General features: G+C 75.0%; 14 protein-coding genes. 7 read left to right on the forward strand and 7 right to left on the reverse strand.

The window, feature by feature from the left end:
- Positions 1–135: 135 nt before the first annotated feature.
- From galK to WAA21_RS00855, 4 genes are read right to left on the reverse strand one after another with little or no spacing between them, the layout of a single operon-like run.
- Positions 136–1383 (reverse strand): galactokinase, encoded by a 1248-nt coding sequence (gene galK, locus WAA21_RS00840; protein ID WP_336920828.1) that lies wholly within the window; start codon positions 1381–1383, stop codon positions 136–138.
- On the reverse strand, positions 1380–2576 hold the full coding sequence (gene galT / locus WAA21_RS00845) for a galactose-1-phosphate uridylyltransferase (protein WP_336920829.1): 1197 nt from the start codon (positions 2574–2576) through the stop codon (positions 1380–1382). Before galT ends, galK begins: the two co-directional genes overlap by 4 nt.
- On the reverse strand, positions 2573–3382 hold the full coding sequence (locus tag WAA21_RS00850; RefSeq protein WP_336920830.1) for a DeoR/GlpR family DNA-binding transcription regulator: 810 nt from the start codon (positions 3380–3382) through the stop codon (positions 2573–2575). The genes galT and WAA21_RS00850 overlap by 4 nt, the downstream gene beginning before the upstream one ends.
- Complete coding sequence (locus WAA21_RS00855) at positions 3379–5439, reverse strand: beta-galactosidase (RefSeq protein ID WP_336920831.1); 2061 nt, start codon at positions 5437–5439, stop codon at positions 3379–3381. Before WAA21_RS00855 ends, WAA21_RS00850 begins: the two co-directional genes overlap by 4 nt.
- Before the next feature lie 233 nt (positions 5440–5672).
- Between WAA21_RS00855 and WAA21_RS00860 the strand changes: the two genes are divergently transcribed.
- The 7 genes from WAA21_RS00860 (at position 5673) to WAA21_RS00890 (ending at position 14118) form a co-directional block, all read left to right on the forward strand.
- Positions 5673–7022, forward strand: coding sequence for an ABC transporter substrate-binding protein (locus tag WAA21_RS00860; protein WP_336920832.1), 1350 nt, complete (start codon positions 5673–5675; stop codon positions 7020–7022).
- A 7-nt stretch (positions 7023–7029) separates the two neighbouring features.
- Positions 7030–7998 carry a carbohydrate ABC transporter permease gene (locus WAA21_RS00865; RefSeq protein ID WP_336920833.1) on the forward strand — a complete coding sequence of 323 codons (969 nt, stop codon included), beginning with the start codon at positions 7030–7032 and terminating at the stop codon, positions 7996–7998.
- Positions 7995–8924: a carbohydrate ABC transporter permease gene (locus WAA21_RS00870; protein ID WP_336920834.1), complete on the forward strand. Its 930-nt coding sequence runs from the start codon at positions 7995–7997 to the stop codon at positions 8922–8924. The genes WAA21_RS00865 and WAA21_RS00870 overlap by 4 nt, the downstream gene beginning before the upstream one ends.
- Before the next feature lies 1 nt (position 8925).
- Positions 8926–11139 (forward strand): alpha-galactosidase, encoded by a 2214-nt coding sequence (locus WAA21_RS00875; RefSeq protein WP_336920835.1) that lies wholly within the window; start codon positions 8926–8928, stop codon positions 11137–11139.
- Between the two features lie 83 nt (positions 11140–11222).
- Positions 11223–12317 carry a tryptophan--tRNA ligase gene (trpS, locus tag WAA21_RS00880; protein ID WP_336920836.1) on the forward strand — a complete coding sequence of 365 codons (1095 nt, stop codon included), beginning with the start codon at positions 11223–11225 and terminating at the stop codon, positions 12315–12317.
- 18 nt (positions 12318–12335) lie between these two features.
- Positions 12336–12938 carry a 2'-5' RNA ligase family protein gene (locus WAA21_RS00885; RefSeq protein ID WP_336920837.1) on the forward strand — a complete coding sequence of 201 codons (603 nt, stop codon included), beginning with the start codon at positions 12336–12338 and terminating at the stop codon, positions 12936–12938.
- 28 nt (positions 12939–12966) lie between these two features.
- Positions 12967–14118, forward strand: coding sequence for a YihY/virulence factor BrkB family protein (locus WAA21_RS00890; RefSeq protein WP_336920838.1), 1152 nt, complete (start codon positions 12967–12969; stop codon positions 14116–14118).
- Positions 14119–14181: 63 nt separating this feature from the next.
- On the opposite strand, the gene WAA21_RS00895 is transcribed toward WAA21_RS00890, so the two are convergent.
- Genes WAA21_RS00895 through WAA21_RS00905 form a run of 3 tightly spaced genes read right to left on the reverse strand, consistent with a single transcriptional unit; the run spans position 14182 to position 17811 of the window.
- Positions 14182–15627 carry a threonine/serine ThrE exporter family protein gene (locus tag WAA21_RS00895; RefSeq protein WP_336920839.1) on the reverse strand — a complete coding sequence of 482 codons (1446 nt, stop codon included), beginning with the start codon at positions 15625–15627 and terminating at the stop codon, positions 14182–14184.
- Positions 15624–17042: a D-alanyl-D-alanine carboxypeptidase family protein gene (locus tag WAA21_RS00900; protein ID WP_336920840.1), complete on the reverse strand. Its 1419-nt coding sequence runs from the start codon at positions 17040–17042 to the stop codon at positions 15624–15626. The genes WAA21_RS00895 and WAA21_RS00900 overlap by 4 nt, the downstream gene beginning before the upstream one ends.
- Before the next feature lie 4 nt (positions 17043–17046).
- Positions 17047–17811, reverse strand: coding sequence for a succinate dehydrogenase iron-sulfur subunit (locus tag WAA21_RS00905; protein ID WP_336920912.1), 765 nt, complete (start codon positions 17809–17811; stop codon positions 17047–17049).
- Between the last annotated feature and the right edge of the window lie 26 nt (positions 17812–17837).

Below are 17837 nucleotides of genomic sequence, written 5' to 3' on the forward strand. Positions count from 1 at the left end.
GGGTGCCGTCCCGTTGCGCCCGTCCGGCTTGCTGTCCCGCTCAGGTACGCCATCTGACGACGCGTTCGGACGTGGCACGAGCGCCATCGCCGTCCGACACCTGACGGTGCTCCTGCCACCCCGCCCTCCGGCGGCCTACCCGAGCCGCCCGGCCGGCGCCGACGGCTGCACCCTCAGCAGCTGGGGCTGCGTAAGCCCGGCGCGTGCCGCCGCTCGTGTGACGGCTTCGGCGACGAGCTCGATACCGCCGGGCGGCACGACCGCGACGGCCGAGCCGCCGAAGCCGCCACCGGTCATCCGTGCGCCGTGGGCCCCGGCGGCGACGGCCGTCTCGACGACGAGGTCGAGCTCGGGGGTGGAGATGCGGAAGTCGTCGCGCATGGAGGCGTGCGAGGCGACGAGCTGCCGCCCGGTGCCGGCGAGAGTGCCCTCGCGCAGCAGCGCCGCGACCGCGCGCACCCGCCCGACCTCGGTGAGCACGTGCCGCACCGCGGCGCGCAGCTCCTCGTCGGGCAGCCGGGCGAGCACGTCGTCCAGGGCAGTGGGGTCGGTGGCGGGGTGCGTGGCGGGGCTGCCGGGGGAGTCCGGCGCGAGGTCGGCGAGCCGGTCGACGCCGAGCAGCGCGGCCGCGCGCTCGCACGTGGCGCGACGCCCGCCGTAGCGGCCGTCGACGAGCGCGTGGTGGCTGCGGGTGTCGACCACGAGCAGCTCGGCGTCGGCCGGCACGGGCACGTGCTCGGCGTCGAACGTCGTGCAGTCCAGGAGCAGCGCGTGCCCGGCGCGTCCGCGCAGCACGACCGCCTGGTCCATGCCACCGGTCGGCGCGCCGGCGAAGTCGTTCTCGGCGCGGACGCACGCGTCGGCGAGCGCGCGCCGTCCCGCCCCGTCCGCCGCGTCGGCCCCCGGCAGCCCGAGCAGGTCCGCCACAGCCACCGCGACCGCGCACGTGAGCGAGGCCGACGACGACAGGCCCGCACCGAGCGGCACCCGGCCGTCGACGGCCACGTCGAGGCCCGGCACGTCGTGACCGGCCTCGCGGAGCGCCCACACGACGCCCGCGGCGTACCCGGCCCAGCCGGGCACCTCGCCGGGGGCGAGCGACGCCACCGGACCCGACCACGTCGCGCGCTCCTGCCGGGAGGCGAGGTGGACCTCGCCGTCGTCGCGCACCCGGACCGCGACGAGACCGCGGTGCGGCACCGCGAACGGCAGGACGGGGCCGCCGTTGTAGTCGACGTGCTCCCCGACGAGGTTGACGCGACCGGGTGCCTGCCACACGCCGTCGGGCCGGCCGCCGTGGGCGTCGTCGAAGGCGGCGAGGACCGCGGCGAGGTGATCGTCGGGGTCCGGGACGGGCGCCCACCGCGGGACGTCGGCGCTCACGCGTACCCGTCCTGCCCGGCGACCTCGGCGAGGCGGTCGGCGATGCGCTCCGGCGTGGTGTCGGAGACCCACGCGCCCTGCCCGGACTCCGAGCCCGCGAGGTACTTCAGCTTGCCCGCGGCCCGCAGGACCGAGAACACCTGCAGGTGCAGCCGGGGCAGCGTCGCCGGGTCTCCCTCGCGCTCGGGCCCGAACGGCGCCGCGAACCACCCGGCGATGTACGGCAGCGTGATGGGCCCGCCGTCGTCGTCGACGAAGAACCCGTCGAGCAGGCGGAGCAGCCGCCGGTACAGCACCGCGAGCTCGTCGCGCTCGGCGCCGCCGAGGCCCGAGAGGTCGAGCACGTGGCGGTGCGGCACGAGGTGCACCTCGACCGGCCAGCGCGCGGCCGCGGGCACGAACGCCGTCCAGTGCTCCCCGGAGAGCACGACCCGGCGCGCGCTGCGCCGCTCGGCGGCCAGCACGTCGCCGAGCAGGTCGCGCCCGGTCGCCGCGTGGTGCTCGGCGGCCCGGGCGACGTGCTGCGCCGAGCGCGGCGGCACGTACGGGTAGGCGTACACCTGACCGTGGGGGTGGGTGAGCGTGACGCCGATCTCGCGGCCGCGGTTCTCGAAGCAGAACACGCTGCGCACGTGCGGCAGCCGCGACAGCTCGGCCGTCCGGTCCGCCCACGCCTCGACCACGGTCCGCACGCGCGCCACCGGGAGCTCGGCGAAGGTGGACTCGTGGTCGCTGGTGAAGCACACGACCTCGCAGCGCCCCGCCGCCGCGCGCTCGGGCCACAGCCCCTCCCCGTCGACGAGGGAGTCCGGGCCGGGATCGCGCGGGTTGAGGGACGGGAAGCGGTTCTCGAACACGACGACGTCGTAGTCCGCCGCCGGCACCTCGCTCGGGTGACCGCCCGGCTGCGTCGGGCACAGCGGGCACGCCTCGCGCGGGGGCAGGTGGGTCCGGTTCATGCGGTGCGAGGCGAGCGGCACCCACTCACCGGTCAGCGGGTCGCGTCGCATGCGCGCCGACGGGCCGAGCGGCGGCAGGTCGCGCGTGTCCTCGCCGTCGCGGACGGCGCCGGAGACCCACGGCTCGGTGTCGTCGAAGTAGAAGAGGTCCCGGCCGTCGGCGAGCCGGACCCGGCTGCGGTGGACGCGGTGGCCCGTCAGGGACGTGGCCGGGTCGAGGTGGTGCGTGCTCATGCGTGCTCCTGCGCGTCAGCCCCGTTGGCCTCGGCGACCAGCAGGCGGCCGACGTGACCGGCGAGCATCGCCCGATCCTGCGCGGCGACGCCGGAGTCGGTGACGAGTACGTCGACGTCGTCGAGCCCGACGATGGTCGACAGCCCGACGAGGCGCAGCTTCGTGTGGTCGGCGACCACGACGGTGCGCCCGGCGGCCGCGATCATCGCCTTGTTGGTCTGCGCCTCCACCATGTTCGGGCTCGTGCACCCCGTCCTCTCGCTGAAGCCGTGGACGCCGAGGAAGAGGGTGTCCACGTGCAGGTCGCGCAGTGCGGCCACCGCGACCGGACCGACCAGCGCGTCCGACGGTGTCCGGGTGCCGCCGGTGAGCACGACGGTCCGGTCGCGCCGGTCGGGGTCGTGCAGGGCGTCGGCGACGGGTACGGAGTTCGTCACGACGGTGAGGTCGGGGACGTCCCGCAGCTCCTCCGCGAGCGCGAGGGTCGTCGTGCCGGCCGACAGCGCGACGGTCGAGCCGGGCCCGACGAGGGTGGCGGCGAGCCGTGCGACGGCGAGCTTCTCCTCGCGCTGCTCGCCGAGCTTGGTCCGGAACGACGGCTCGAAGCCGGTGTGGGGCGCGTCGGCGAGGGTCGCCCCGCCGTGCACCCGCACGAGCAGCCCCCGGTCGGCGAGCTGGGCGATGTCGCGGCGCACCGTCATGTCGGACACACCGAGGGACTCCACGAGCTCGCCGACCCGCACGGCGCCGTCGCGGCGCACCTGCTCGAGGATCGCCTGCTGGCGCTGGCGGGCGAGGGCGGTCACGAGCCGGCCTCCCGCACGACGGCGACCCCGCCGGGCGCCACCTCCAGCGGCTCGCCGGGGGAGCAGTTCCGACCCGTCACGAGGTCGGTGCCCGTGAGCGGGACGCTCGCGCCCGCCCCGGTGTGGTCGAGGACGAACACCCACGAGGCGCCGTCGTCCCCGCGGCGCCGGACGGCGTCGACGCCGGCCGGCAGGCCCGGCACCACCGGTCGGGCGCCCGCGGCCTCGGCGAGGGCGCCGACGACCGCGTCGGTCCCGGCCGGCGCGAGGCGGGTGGCGCAGTACCAGGCCGCGCCGTCGCCCACCCGGCGCCGGGTCAGGGCCGGGTCGCCGGCCGTCGGCCCGTCGGCGAAGTCCGCGACCACGTCGGTTCCGGGGGCCGCCCGCAGCCACTCCGACCACACGCTGCCGCGCGCGCGGTCCAGCTGCGGGACCGCCGACCCGGCGGGGGTGCGCAGCCCGACCTCGGCGCCCGGCAGCAGCGGCGCGAACTCCTCCACGCGCACCCCGAGCAGGTCCCGGAAGGCGCCGGGGTAGCCGCCGAGGCGGATGTGGTCGCCGGGGTCGACGGTGCCGGAGAAGTACGTGACGAGGACCTGCGCGCCGGCCGCCGCCGCGTCGGCGATGCTCGCCGCGCCCGCGTCGGAGACCAGGTGCAGGCTCGGCACGAGCACGACCCGGTAGCCGGTGAGGTCGGCCTCGGGGTGCTCGCCCTGCACGCCGAGACCGGCCCGCCACGCGGCGCCGTACCAGGCCCGCAGTTCGTCGCGGTAGCGGTGCAGCTGCGACGGGGTGGACGCGGCGTCGGTCGTCCACATCGCCTCGTAGTCGTGGACGAGGGCGACGTCGGCGACGGTCCGGCTGCCCGCGACCTCGCGGCACGCCGCGAGGACGCGGCCCAGCTCGACGACCTCGCGCCAGCGGCGCGTGTCCGTGCCGGCGTGGGGCAGCAGGGCCGAGTGGTACTTCTCCGCGCCGGCCCGCGAGGCCCGCCACTGGAAGAAGCCCACGGCGTCGGCGCCGCGGGCGACGTGGGCGAGGCTGTCGCGCAGCATCTGACCCGGGGGCTTGGCGGTGTTGACCGGCTGCCAGTTGACCGCCGACGTCGAGTGCTCCATGAGGACCCACGGCTGCCCACCGGCGTGCCCGCGCGTGACGTCGGCGCTCATGGCGAGCTCGACGTGCGCGTCCGGGAGGTGCGCGGCGAGGTAGTGGTCGTTGCTCACGACGTCCTGGTGCGGGGCCCAGCGGTGGTAGTCCAGGCCCTCGAAGGAGAAGCCGACCATGAAGTTGGTCGTCACCGGCACGCCGGGGGACAGCTCGTGCAGCAGGTCCCGCTCGGCGAGGTGCTGCTCGAGCGAGGCGTCGGAGCAGAAGCGGCGCCAGTCGAGCTCGGCCGTCGGGTTGGGGATCGCCGTGGTGAGCCGGGGCGGGACGACGTCGTCCCAGCTCGTGTAGCGCTGCGACCAGAAGGTCGTGCCCCATGCCTCGTTGAGCCGGTCCAGCCCGGCGGCGAGGTCGCCGGGGGTGCCGTAGCGGCCCTGCAGCCAGCCGCGGAAGTGCGCGGCCGACGTGTCGCAGAAGCACATGAGGTTGTGGCAGCCGAACTCGTTGCCCACGTGCCACATGCCGAGCGCCGGGTGACCGGCGTAGCGGCGGGCCAGCACGTCGACGAGCGCGAGGCTGCGCTCGCGGAAGGCGGGGCTCGACGGGCACCACGTCTGCCGGCTGCCGTGGGACAGCCGCAGCCCCTCCCGGCTCACGGGCATCGCCTCGGGGTGCAGGCGCGCGAACCACGGCGGCGGCGACGCGGTGGCCGTCGCGAGGTCGACCACGACGTCGGCGGCGTGCAGCCGGTCCAGGACGCGGTCCAGCCACGCCGTCTCGTACCGGCCCGGGTCCGGCTCCAGCAGCGCCCACGCGAACACGCCGACGGTCGCGAAGCCGACGCCCGCCTCCCGCATCCGCTCGACGTCGTCGTCGAGGGTCTCCTCCGGCCACTGCTCGGGGTTGTAGTCGCCGCCGAGCAGCAGGCGGTCGCCCGGCCACGCTCTCATGAGCGCACACTCTCGTCGGTGATCGTCGCGCGAGTCAACAGAACCGGACACCGACGCGCCGAGCATCACGGAGCCGTAACGGTGCAGTTGAGTGAGCGGTCACACGAATTCGGACCCCTTGACACCGCCTCGGGGCGCTGTTTGAGTCACGCCGATCGACGTCGATCTGTGTTCGAACCTGACCGAACCTGCGAGGTCGACGACTCACCGTCGAGTGAACCCAGGAGGGCCCAGTGGCTCAGCGTCTCCCGTCCCCGCACCTGCCCGGCCTCGTGCGCCGTAGCTCGGGCCTCGTCGTGCCCCGTCGGGCCGTCCTCGGCGGCGCCGGTGCCGTGGGCGCCGCGGGCCTGCTGGCCGCGTGCGGCGACGGCGGCAGCACCGACAGCGCCTCCGCCGGTGGCGGCGGCGAGGCCGCCGGCTCCACGAGCCTCGGGTCCAACCGCGGCGACGAGGTCCCCCGCGCCGCCGAGGACGCCATGATCGCGGCGTTCACCGAGGCGACGGGCATCGACGTCGAGGTCAACGTCCAGGACAACGAGTCCTTCCAGGAGTCGATCAACTCCTACCTGCAGGGCAGCCCGCAGGACACCTTCACGTGGTTCGCCGGCTACCGGGCCCGCTTCTTCGACGACCAGGGCTTCATCGGCGACATCAGCGACGTGTGGGACGACATCGGCGACGGCTTCACCGAGGCCTTCCGCGAGGCCTCGAGCAACGGCGACCGGCAGATCTTCGTCCCGCTCTACAACTACCCGTGGGCCGTCTTCTACCGGAAGAGCGTCTTCGAGGAGAACGGCTGGGCGATCCCGGAGACCCTCGACGACTTCACCGCGCTGTGCGAGGAGATCCAGGGCGCCGGCCTCACGCCCGTCGCGCTCGGCGACCAGGACGGCTGGCCCGCCATGGGCACCTTCGACATCCTCAACATGCGGATCAACGGGTACGACTACCACATCGACCTCATGGCCGGGAACCAGGACTGGGACTCCGGCGAGGTGCGAGCCGTCTTCGAGCAGTGGGCCGAGCTGCTGCCCTTCCACCAGGCCGACCCCAACGGCCGCACGTGGCAGGACGCCGCCGCGTCGCTGGTCAACGGCGAGTCCGCGATGTACGTCCTCGGCATGTTCGTCGGCGAGCAGTTCCCGGAGGAGGAGCGCGACGACCTCGACTTCTTCACCTTCCCCGAGATCGACCCCGAGATCGGCTCCGGCGCCCTCGACGCGCCCATCGACGGCTACATGATGACGGCGAGCCCCGAGAACGAGGAGGCCGCAAAGGAGTTCCTCCGCTTCATCGGTTCCGCCGAGGCGGGCAACATCTACATCGCGACCAACCCGAACAACATCGCCGCCCACAGCGACGCCGACACCTCCGGCTACACGCCGCTGCAGCAGAAGGCCGTCGAGCTCATCAGCAACGCCGACGGGATCGCGCAGTTCCTCGACCGCGACACGCGGCCGGACTTCGCCTCCACCGTCGTCATCCCGACGCTGCAGACCTTCCTCAACAACCCCTCCGACATCGACACGGTCCTGTCGGACCTGCAGGCCGGCAAGGAGCGCCTGTTCACCGGCGAGGGGTGAGCCGCTCATGACCGTCTCCACCCCGCAGGCGCCCCCGCCGGCCCCGGCCGGCGGGGGCCGCCCCGCCGCCGCGCCGGGTCGGCGCCGTCCGGTGCGGCTGCTCACCGGGCGCGACCGGGTCGTGCTCGGCCTCATGGTCGGTGTCCCGGCCGTCATCGTGCTCTCGATCGTGTGGCTGCCGACGCTGGCGACGATCGCCCTGTCGTTCACCGACTGGAACGGCATCGGCAGCCTCGACCGGGCCAACCCCGTCGGGCTGCAGAACTACGACGACGTGGTGACGAACTACCCGCAGTTCGACGTCGCGGTCCGCAACAACCTGCTGTGGCTCGGGGTCTTCTTCCTCGTGGCGACGCCGCTCGGCATGTTCATGGCCGTGCTGCTGGACCGGGAGCTGCGCGGCTCGTGGTTCTACCGCAGCGCCCTGTACCTGCCGGTCGTGCTGTCGCTCGCGCTCGCGGGCTTCATCTGGCAGCTGCAGTACAGCCGCGACCAGGGGCTCATCAACGCGCTGCTCGGCCTGGAGGGCGCCGAGCGGATCGACTGGTACGGCGACCCGAGCATCAACATCTGGGCGGTGCTCGTCGCCGCGTCGTGGCGCCACGTCGGCTACGTCATGCTCCTGTACCTGGCCGGGCTCAAGGCCGTCGACCCGGCGCTGCGCGAGGCGGCTCAGATGGACGGCGCCTCGGAGGCCAGGACCTTCTTCAGCGTCGTGTTCCCGACGCTCGCGCCCATCAACATCGTCGTGCTCGTCATCACCGTCATCGAGTCGCTGCGCGCCTTCGACCTCGTGTGGGTGATCAACCGTGGACGCAACGGCCTGGAGCTGCTGAGCGCGCTCGTGACGGCGAACCTCATCGGCGAGGCGACGCTCGTCGGCTTCGGGTCGGCGATCGCGACGATCCTCATCCTCATCAGCGTCGTGTTCATCGTCGTGTACCTCGGGACCATCCTGCGGGAGGAGAAGCGATGAGCACCGCGAGCTCGCCCGCGACCACGGGCGCGACCGGCACGACGCCGGACACGCGCGTCCCGGGGCAGACGGGGCGTCCGCCGCGCGCGCCCGCGCGACGCCGTCGCGTCACACCCGCGCGGGTCGTGCTGTACGTGTTCCTGCTCGCGACGTCGCTGCTGTGGCTGTTCCCCGTCGCGTGGGCGTTCTACAACAGCTTCCGGGACTACGAGTACACGACCGTCAACGGCTACCTCTCCTTCGGCGGGTTCACCCTCGACAACTACGCCGACGCGTGGGGCCGGGGCGACTTCACCCAGTACTTCTGGAACTCCGTCGTGATCACGGTGCCCTCGGTGCTCGTCACGCTGGCCCTGTCGAGCATGGCGGCGTTCGTGCTCGCGCGGTTCTCGTGGGCGCTCAACATCCCCATGCTCATCTTCTTCACCGCCGCCAACCTGCTGCCGCAGCAGGGCCTGCTCATCCCGCTGTTCCGCTGGTACAACTGGGTCGGCCTGTACGACACGTACTGGGCGGTCATCCTCACCCACATCGCGTTCCAGATGGGCTTCTGCACCTTCGTGCTGAGCAACTACATGAAGACGCTGCCGAAGGAGCTCACCGAGGCCGCCTTCGTCGACGGGGCGGGCGTGTGGCGGCAGTACTGGCAGATCGTCCTGCCGCTGTGCCGCCCGCCGCTCGCGGCGCTCGCGACGCTGCAGGTGACGTGGGTGTACAACGACTTCTTCTGGGCGGTCGCCTTCATGTCGACCGGGGACAAGCGGCCCGTCACCAGCGCCCTGCAGAACCTCCAGGGCGAGTTCTTCGTCGACTACAACCTGCTGTCCGCGGGCTCCGCCATCGTCGCGGTGCCGACGATCGTCGTGTTCCTCGCGCTGCAGCGGCACTTCGTGTCCGGGCTCACGCTCGGCGCCAACAAGGGGTGACATGAGCGTTGCCGACACCGCCGCCGTGCACGTGCTCCGGGGCGGCGGCAGCTGCCTCGTGCTCGCCGAGCGCGACGGGCTGCCCGAGCTCGTCCACTGGGGCGCGGACCTGTGGGGCGACGGGGAGCCCCCGGGGGCCGACCTCGCCGCGCTGCTGCGCGCCGGGTCGAGGCCCGTGCCGCACAGCGCGCTCGACGCGCCCTGGCCGCTCACGCTGCTGCCGAGCGAGGCCGACGGCTGGTCCGGGCGCCCGGCGGTGGCCGGGCACCGCGGTGGGAGGGCCGTGACCGGACGCTGGTCGAGGGCGTCGGTCGTGCGCGAGGGCACCCGGCTCGTCGTCGACGCGGAGGAGGAGGGCGCGCGGCTCCGGCTGCGCAGCGAGCTCGACCTCGACGCGCACGGTGTGCTGCGCGTCGTCCACGCCGTCACGTCGACCGCGTCGGCCGACGACGACCCGCTCGACCTCGACGCGCTCCTCGCCGTGGTGCCGCTGCCGGTCGAGGCCGACGAGCTGCTCGACCTCACCGGTCGCTGGTGCCGCGAGCGGCACCCGCAGCGGCTGCCCCTGCGGCACGGCGGGCGGGTCCGCGAGTCCCGGCGCGGGCGCACCGGCCACGACGCGACGCTGCTGCTCGTCGCCGGCGGGGCCGGCTTCGGCTGGCGCGACGGCGAGGTCGCCGCCGTGCACGTCGCGTGGAGCGGCGACCACGTCCACCTCGCCGACCGGCTGCCCGAGGGCGCCGGGCGCCACGCCGGCGTGCTCGCGGGCGGCGAGCTGCTCCGGCCGGGGGAGGTGCGGCTCGGCGCGGGGGAGACGTACACGTCGCCGCCGGTCCTGTTCGTCCGCGCCGACGACGGCCTCGACGGGCTCTCGGCCCGCCTGCACGCGCACGTGCGGGCCCGCGCGGCCCACCCGCGCACGCCGCGGCCGGTGACGCTCAACTCGTGGGAGGCGGTCTACTTCGACCACGACCACGACCGGGTCGCGCGGCTCGTCGACGCCGCGGCGCGGATCGGGGTCGAGCGGGTCGTGCTCGACGACGGGTGGTTCCTCGGCCGCCGCGACGACACCCGTGGCCTCGGCGACTGGGTGGTGGACCCGGACGTGTGGCCCGCGGACCTCGGCCCGTTCGCCGACCGCGTCCGCGCCCACGGCATGCAGGTCGGGCTGTGGGTGGAGCCGGAGATGGTGAACCCCGACTCCGGGCTCGCCCGGGCGCACCCCGAGTGGGTCCTGGGCCCGCTCACGCGCGGGACCGGGTCCGCGGAGGCCGTGCGCGGCACCCGGTCGTGGCGGCACCAGCAGGTGCTCGACCTCACCGAGCCGGCCGCGTACGCCCACGTGCTCGACGCACTCGACCGCGTGCTCGCCGACGTGCGCCCCGACTACCTCAAGTGGGACCACAACCGCGACCTGCACGAGGCGGTGGACGCCCGCGGTCGTGCCGCCGTCCACCGGCAGACCGAGGCCGCCTACCGGCTCATGGCCGAGCTGCAGGAGCGGCACCCAGGCCTGGAGGTCGAGTCGTGCTCCTCCGGCGGCGCCCGCGTCGACCTCGGCGTGCTCGAGCACACCCAGCGGGTCTGGACCAGCGACTGCAACGACGCCCTGGAGCGGCAGGCCATCCAGCGCTGGACGTCGCTGCTGGTGCCGCCGGAGCTCATGGGCACCCACGTGGGGCCCGAGCACTCGCACACGACCGGGCGGGTGCTCGACCTCGACCTGCGCTGCATCACCGCGCTGTTCGGCCACGCGGGGCTGGAGTTCGACGTGAGCGCGTGCGACGAGGCGGAGCTCGACCGGCTCGCGGGCTGGGTCGCCCTGCACAAGCGGCTGCGACCGCTGCTGCACGGCGGGCGGACGGTCCGCGGCGACGAGCGCGACGGGGCGTGGCTGCACGGCGTCGTGTCCGCCGCGCGCGACCACGCGGTCTACGCGTACGTGCGGCTGACGACGGGCGCCGACGTCCTGCCGGGTCTGCTGCGCCTGCCCGGTCTCGACCCGTCGCGCCGGTACCGCGTGCGGCTCGTCGACGCGACGGGCCGCGCCGACCCGGCCCCCGCAGGGGCCGTGAACGCGCCCCCGGCCTGGACCGCGGACGCCCTGGAGGTGGGCGGGCGGGCGCTCTCGGCGCACGGCGTCGCCCTGCCCGTGCTGCACCCGGCGGCGGGCCTGCTGCTCGAGGTGACGGCCGTCGACCCGGACGGAGGGTGAGCGTCCGCCTACGCCCCACGGGGGCACGGGTGAGCCCCGGACGGACGGACGGGACGGCCCGCGGCGGCTGACATGATGGACGGGTGACTCCTCCCGGACCGACCGCGGTCGCCGGGGCCCGCACGGCGGGCCCGCGTCCCGACGACGGAGACCAGGACACCCGCACCGCCCGCGTGTTCTCGGGCATGCAGCCGACGTCGGACTCGCTCCACCTCGGCAACTACCTGGGGGCGCTGCGGCAGTGGGTGGCGGTCCAGGAGGACCACGACGCCTTCTACTGCGTCGTCGACCTCCACGCCATCACCGTCGAGGTCGACCCCGCCGTGCTCCGCGCGCGCAGCCGGCGCACCGCCGCGCAGTACCTCGCGGCCGGCGTCGACCCCGCCCGCAGCACGGTCTTCGTGCAGAGCCACGCCCCCGAGCACGCGCAGCTCGCGTGGGTGCTCGGCTGCCTCACCGGGTTCGGCGAGGCGAGCCGCATGACCCAGTTCAAGGACAAGTCGGCCCGCGGCGGCGCCGAGCGGGCGAGCGTCGGGCTGTTCACGTACCCGGTCCTGCAGGCGGCCGACATCCTGCTCTACGACGCCGACCTCGTGCCGGTGGGCGAGGACCAGCGCCAGCACCTCGAGCTCACCCGCGACCTCGCGCAGCGGTTCAACTCCCGCTTCGGCACCACCTTCGTCGTGCCCGAGCCGTACATCCTCGGTGGCACCGCCAAGATCATGGACCTGCAGGACCCGACGTCGAAGATGTCGAAGTCGGCCGCGAGCCAGACCGGTCTCGTCGACCTGCTCGACGACCCGAAGGTCGTCGCCAAGCGCATCCGCTCCGCCGTCACCGACACCGAGCGGGACGTCCGCTTCGACACCCAGGCCAAGCCCGGGGTGTCCAACCTGCTCGGCATCCTCGCCGCCCTCACCGGCACGACGCCGCAGGCGGCCGCCACCGGCTACGAGGGCAAGGGCTACGGCGACCTCAAGGCGGACGTCGCCGAGGCCGTCCTCGCCGAGCTCGGGCCGTTCCAGGAGCGCTTCACCGCGCTGCTCGACGACCCCGCCGAGCTCGACCGTCTCCTCGCCGACGGTGCCGCCCGGGCCCGCGAGGTGGCCTCGGCCACCCTCGCGCGCGTGTACGACCGTGTCGGGTTCCTGCCCGCCTCGCCCGTGCGGACCGCCTGAGGCGCACGGCACCCCAGCGTGACGACCTCCTGGGACGACGCCGTCCTCGACCCCGACACCCCCGCCGGCGCGGACGGGGTCACCCTCGGCCTCGCGGTCGCCGTCCCGGAGCCGTGGGCCGGTGAGCTCGTCGAGCGGCGGGCGGCCACGGGCGACCCCGTCGCGCGGTCCGTGCCGCCGCACGTCACCCTCGTGCCGCCGCTCGTCGTCGCGCCCGGTCAGGTCGAGGCTGTCGCCGCGCACGTGCGCGAGCGCGCCGCCGGCTGCGAGCCGTTCGTCCTCCACCTCGCCGGTGCCGGCACCTTCCGGCCCGTCAGCCAGGTGTCCTTCGTGCGCGTGGCCGCCGGCGCGACCGAGTGCGACGCGCTGCAGTCGCGCCTGCGCTGCGGCCCGCTCGCGCGGGAGCTGCGCTTCCCGTACCACCCGCACGTGACGGTCGGGCACGACGTGCCGGACGCCGCCCTCGACCGGGCCGAGCGCGACCTGGCCGGGTTCGAGGCCCGTTTCACGGTCGAGCACGTGTCGCTGTTCCGGTGCGACGCCGACGGCGTGTGGCGGGTCGTGTCGCTGGCGCCCCTGGCCGCGGACGGCGGTGCCGGCGCGGCCTGTCGAGGTGCCTGACCTGCGGGGTCGTGGTGGAGTGGATCACGTGAGCGTCGTCGACACCGCCAAGGGGGCCGTGGGCGCCGCCATGCGCTCGCGCCCGTGGCGCACGAACGAGCGCTTCGGCCAGTCCCGCGGGGCGCTGCTGTCGGCGGGAATCGCCTTCTTCGGCGTCTTCGCCATCTTCCCGCTGCTCGTGCTCGGGGTGGCGGTCCTCGGACTCGTCGCCGGCGGCAACGAGGCGGTGCAGGACCGGACGATCGACATCGTCTCCGACGCGGTGCCCGGTCTCATCGCCCCGGACGAGGCCGGGGCGTCGGACGCCGGTACCGACGACGGTGGCGTCACGGAGGACCTGGGGCCGCAGGGCGGCATCGTGTCCGAGAGCGACCTGCGCGAGGCGGCCAGCAACCGCTTCGCGCTCGGTCTGTCCGCCGTCATCGGTGCCGTCACCCTGCTGTTCACCGGCCTGGGGTGGATCGCCGCGCTGCGCGAAGGCATCCGGGGCATGTTCCGTCTGCCGGTCATGGCGCTGGACCCGGTGCGCGTCAAGCTGTTCGACCTCGCCGTGCTCGTGAGCCTCGGCCTGCTGCTCGTGGTCTCGGCCGTCGCCGACCTCGTCTCCACCTCGGTGGGGCGGCAGCTGCTGCGCCTCGTCGGCCTCGAGGGCAGCACCGCGGGGACCGTCGCGCTCGCGGTGGTCGTCGCGCTGCTGACCCTCGCGCTGAACACCGTGCTGTACGCCGTCCTGTTCAAGGTGCTCGCCAACAGCGGCGAGCCGCTCCGGCGGGTGCTCGGCGGGGCGCTCATCGCGGCGGTGGGCACCGTGCTGCTGCGCCAGCTCGTCGGGCAGGTCCTCGGCAACGTCGGGGGCGGGTTCGGCTTCCTCACGCCGTTCGTCGGCATCCTCGCGCTGTTCGTGTGGCTCAACCTGACCGCCCGCGTCATGCTCCTCGGCGCCTCGTGGGTCGCGGTCGGGCCGACCTCGGAGCTCCGTCCGGTCGTCGAGCCGGGTGAGCCGGTCGTGGACGACGCGGGGCCCACGCCCTTGCCCCCCGCGCTGCCCGTGCGCTGGACCGACCGAGCCGTGCTCGGCGCGGGCGTCGTGCTCGGTGCAAGCGCGGTCGCACTCGTCCAGGCGACGGGCGCCGCCGTGCGGGCCGTCGTCGGCGGCGTGGCGCGGGCCCGCGACGACTGACTGCCGTCGACCGGAGGCCGCGCCCACGGGGCCGCCCGTCACCCGGCCGACGGTCCCGGCCCGTCAGCCGGTGTCGCCGCGGCGGTGCGGGTGCCGTCGGCGCTGGCCGGTGCGGCGGGCCACGCCCACCGACGGGCCGACGAACCGGCCCGGCAGGCTCCGGCCGTACGGCCGCGGCCGCACGGTGCGGTCCCGCAGCGCGACCAGCGTGTGCGCCGAGCGGTCCCACAGCCGTCGCAGCCGGCGCAGGCGGGTCGCGGCGAGGTCGCCGAGCACGATGCCGGACGCGAGGGCGAACACCGTCCCCACGGCGGCGGTGAGCGTGACGATGCCGAGCGTGGTCTCGCCCTGCGACACCCGGAACATGCCGCGGTACAGCGCGAGCCCGGGCAGCAGCGGCACGAACCCGGCGACGGCGAGCACGAGGCTCGGCACGTTGAGCCGGCCCGCGACCACGACGGCGACCGTCCCGACGACCACCGCGGTCAGGGCGGTGTCGAACACCGCGGGTGTGCCGGTGAGCGCCAGCAGCCACGCGGTCGCGGTCGACAGGCCGCCGATGACGGCGGCCGGGGCGAGCAGCGGGCGCGGCGCGTAGACGCTCACGAGGAACAGGGCGCTGGCGAGGGCACCGCCGAGCAGCTGCTGGAGCACCGGGGCGGCGGGGAGCTCGTCGTCGACGCCGGTCAGCGGGAGCCCGAAGGCGCTCGACACCGCGAGCGCCGCCCCCACGCCCGAGGCGATGCCGGCGAGCACGACGAACACCTCGACGAAGCGGCCGGCGGCCGTCACCACGTAGCCGGCGAGCGCGTCCTGCACCGCGGACAGCAGCGCGACCGACGGCAGCAGCGCGACGATCCCGCCGGACACGACGAGCCCTGGGCGCAGCGGCAGCCCGAGCGCCGCGGCGACCAGCGCGACGGCGGTGACGCCGGCCGCGGCCGCCGCCGTGGCGAAGAAGGGCGGCAGCCCGCGACCGCGGGCCGCGCGGTCGACGACGAGCACGCCGTACGTCGACACCGTCGCGAGCAGCACGCCGAGCCAGCCGCCGCCCAGCAGCACGACGACCGCCCCCGCGAGCCCGGCGAGCCCGGCCTCCGCCGTACGGCGGCCGTACGGGTAGTCGAGGGACCGGACCACGTCGAGGCGACCGGCCGCGGCCGCGGGGGAGACGGTGCCGAGGGCGAGGTCGCCGAGCACCCGGTGCACCCGCACGAGCCGCGTGTAGTCCAGGGAGCGCTGCACGACCGTGCGCGAGCGGATGGTCGGGTCGGCGTCGGGGCCCGGCACCCACGAGATCGTGAGCGAGGTGAAGGTGACGTCGATCTCGACGTGGTGCAGACCCGAGGCGAGCGCCGTCGCCTCCATGGTGGCAGCGGCGTCCGCCGAGCCCGCGCCGGCGGCGAGCACCTCCTCGCCGGCGGTGAGCGCCGTGGCGAGGACGCGGTTGACGAACGCCTTGTCCGGCCACGGCCCGGACCAGCCGGCGTCGGGTGTCTGCTCGATCACGGGCGCCCCGTCCTCCGCCGCCGGTGCCGCGCGAGCAGCCCCGCCGCCGCAGCGGCGAGCGCGAGCAGGCCCGCTCCCACGAGCCACGGGCCGGCGTCGCTCCCGGTCGCGGCGGCGTCCGTGCCGAGCGTCTCCGGCGCCGCGGCGGCGTCGTGGGTCGGTTCCGCCGCGGGCCCGCCGTCGTCGCGCTGCGCGCGCGAGGCCGCCGACTGCTCCGGGCGCGGCGGCGGGGCGGACGGACCGGCCGAGCCGACGGGGGACGGGGCGGGGGACGTGGCGGGGGACGTGGCGGGGGACGTGGCGGGGGACGTGGCAGGCGTCGCCGTCGACCCGGCCGGTGAGGGTGTCGCCGGGGCCGGCTCGGGCGCCGGCGGTGCGTCCGCGAGCACGCCGACGGGCGCGGCGGCGGCGCCGGGACCGTACGCCCAGGTGAGGAGGTCCCGCGCGTGGTGCCACGGCCGGCCCTGGGAGCGCAGCACGGTCGCGACGAGCCGCCGTCCGTCCCGCTCGGCCGTGCCGACGTACGCGCCGCCGGCCGCGCGGGTGAAGCCCGACTTGAGCCCTGTCGCCCCGTCGAAGTTGCGGACGAGCCGCCCGCTGGTGGCTATCTCGTAGCGGGGACGGTCGGGGTCGTCCGTCGTGCCGCGGCCGGGGAACGAGTACCGCGTCGTGGCGGCGAGCCGCGCCGAGCGCGGCTCCGCCAGCGCGGCCCGGCCGAGGACGGCGAGGTCGTGGACCGTGCTCACCTGGCCGGGTGCGTCGAGACCGTGCGGGGTGCGCGGCCGGGTGCTCACCGCGCCGAGGGCGACCGCGGTCTCGCGCATGCGGGTGACGGCGACCTCCTCGCCGCCCGCGATCTCCGCGAAGGCGATCGCGGCGTCGTTGCCGCTGTCGAGCCACAGGCCGTGCAGGAGGTCCTCGACCGTGTAGTAGTAGCCGGGCACGAGGCCGACGCGGCTGCCCTCGACCTGCGCGGTGGCGTGGCTGGCCTGGTAGCGCATGTCGCCGGGCAGGTCGGGGGTGAGCGCGACCGCGGTCAGCACCTTGAGCGTGCTCGCGGGGGCGAGCGGCACGTGCGCGTTGCACGCGGCGAGCACCTCGCCGGTGTCGAGGTCGGCGACGAGCCACGCCGTGGCGGGCAGGCGCGGGGGAGGCGGGACCGCTGGGTCGACGAGCAGCCCCGGGCGGTCGAGCCCGTCACCGGCGACGGCCGGGTCGACCGGCGGCAGCGGTCCGGCGGAGACGTACGCGGGGTCGTCGACGGGCGTGCTGAGGTCGACGAGCCCGGCCTCGCACGCCGGCACCTCGCGCGGCGGTGGGGACGCGGTCGCCGCCGCCGGGCCCGCCCCCGCCACGGCGAGCAGCACGGCGACGGCAGGCAGGACGAGCCGGGCCCGCCGGCGGTGCGACCTCACGACCTCAGACGCTGCGGGAGATGAGCGCCCGCTTGACCTCCTGGATCGCCTTGGTCACCTCGATGCCCCGAGGGCAGGCCTCGGTGCAGTTGAAGGTCGTGCGGCAGCGCCACACGCCCTCCTTCGTGTTGAGGATCTCCAGGCGCAGGTCCGAGCCCGCGTCGCGGCTGTCGAAGATGAAGCGGTGGGCGTTGACGATCGACGCCGGGCCGAAGTACTGCCCGTCGGTCCAGAACACCGGGCAGCTCGTCGTGCACGCCGCGCACAGGATGCACTTGGTCGTGTCGTCGTAGCGCTCCCGGTCGGCCTGCGACTGCACGCGCTCCCGGGTCGGCTCGGCGCCCTTGGTGATGAGGAACGGCATGACCTCGCGGTACGCGGCGAAGAACGGCTCCATGTCGACGACGAGGTCCTTCTCCACCGGCAGGCCCTTGATGGGCTCGACGAGGATCGGCTTGTCGGGGTTGAGGTCCTTGAGCAGCGTCTTGCACGCGAGCCGGTTGCGGCCGTTGATGCGCATCGCGTCGGAGCCGCAGATGCCGTGGGCGCACGAGCGGCGGAACGTCAGGGAGCCGTCGGTGTCCCACTTGACCCGGTGGAGCGCGTCGAGGACGCGGTCGGTGCCGTAGGCGGTGACCGTGTACTCCTCCCAGTGCGGCTCGCTGTCGCGCTCGGGGTCGTAGCGCCGGATCCGGAGCGTGACGTCGAAGCTGGGGACGGCCTCCGAGCCGGCCTCCTCCTCGCGCACGTCGGTCTCGCTGCCCGACATCTCCCCCCAGGTGTCGCGGGAGGTGG

Source organism: Aquipuribacter sp. SD81 (assembly GCF_037153975.1).
Taxonomy (GTDB): Bacteria; Actinomycetota; Actinomycetes; order Actinomycetales; family JBBAYJ01; genus Aquipuribacter.

Bases quoted from the DNA above. Each gene is read 5' to 3' on its own strand.
- WAA21_RS00905 (WP_336920912.1), bottom strand. From the start codon at position 17,811: ATGTCGGGCAGCGAGACCGACGTGCGCGAGGAGGAGGCCGGCTCGGAG.
- galT (WP_336920829.1), bottom strand. From the start codon at position 2,576: ATGAGCACGCACCACCTCGACCCGGCCACGTCCCTGACGGGCCACCGC.
- WAA21_RS00870 (WP_336920834.1), top strand. From the start codon at position 7,995: ATGAGCACCGCGAGCTCGCCCGCGACCACGGGCGCGACCGGCACGACG.
- WAA21_RS00875 (WP_336920835.1), top strand. From the start codon at position 8,926: ATGAGCGTTGCCGACACCGCCGCCGTGCACGTGCTCCGGGGCGGCGGC.
- WAA21_RS00865 (WP_336920833.1), top strand. From the start codon at position 7,030: ATGACCGTCTCCACCCCGCAGGCGCCCCCGCCGGCCCCGGCCGGCGGG.
- WAA21_RS00855 (WP_336920831.1), bottom strand. From the start codon at position 5,439: ATGAGAGCGTGGCCGGGCGACCGCCTGCTGCTCGGCGGCGACTACAAC.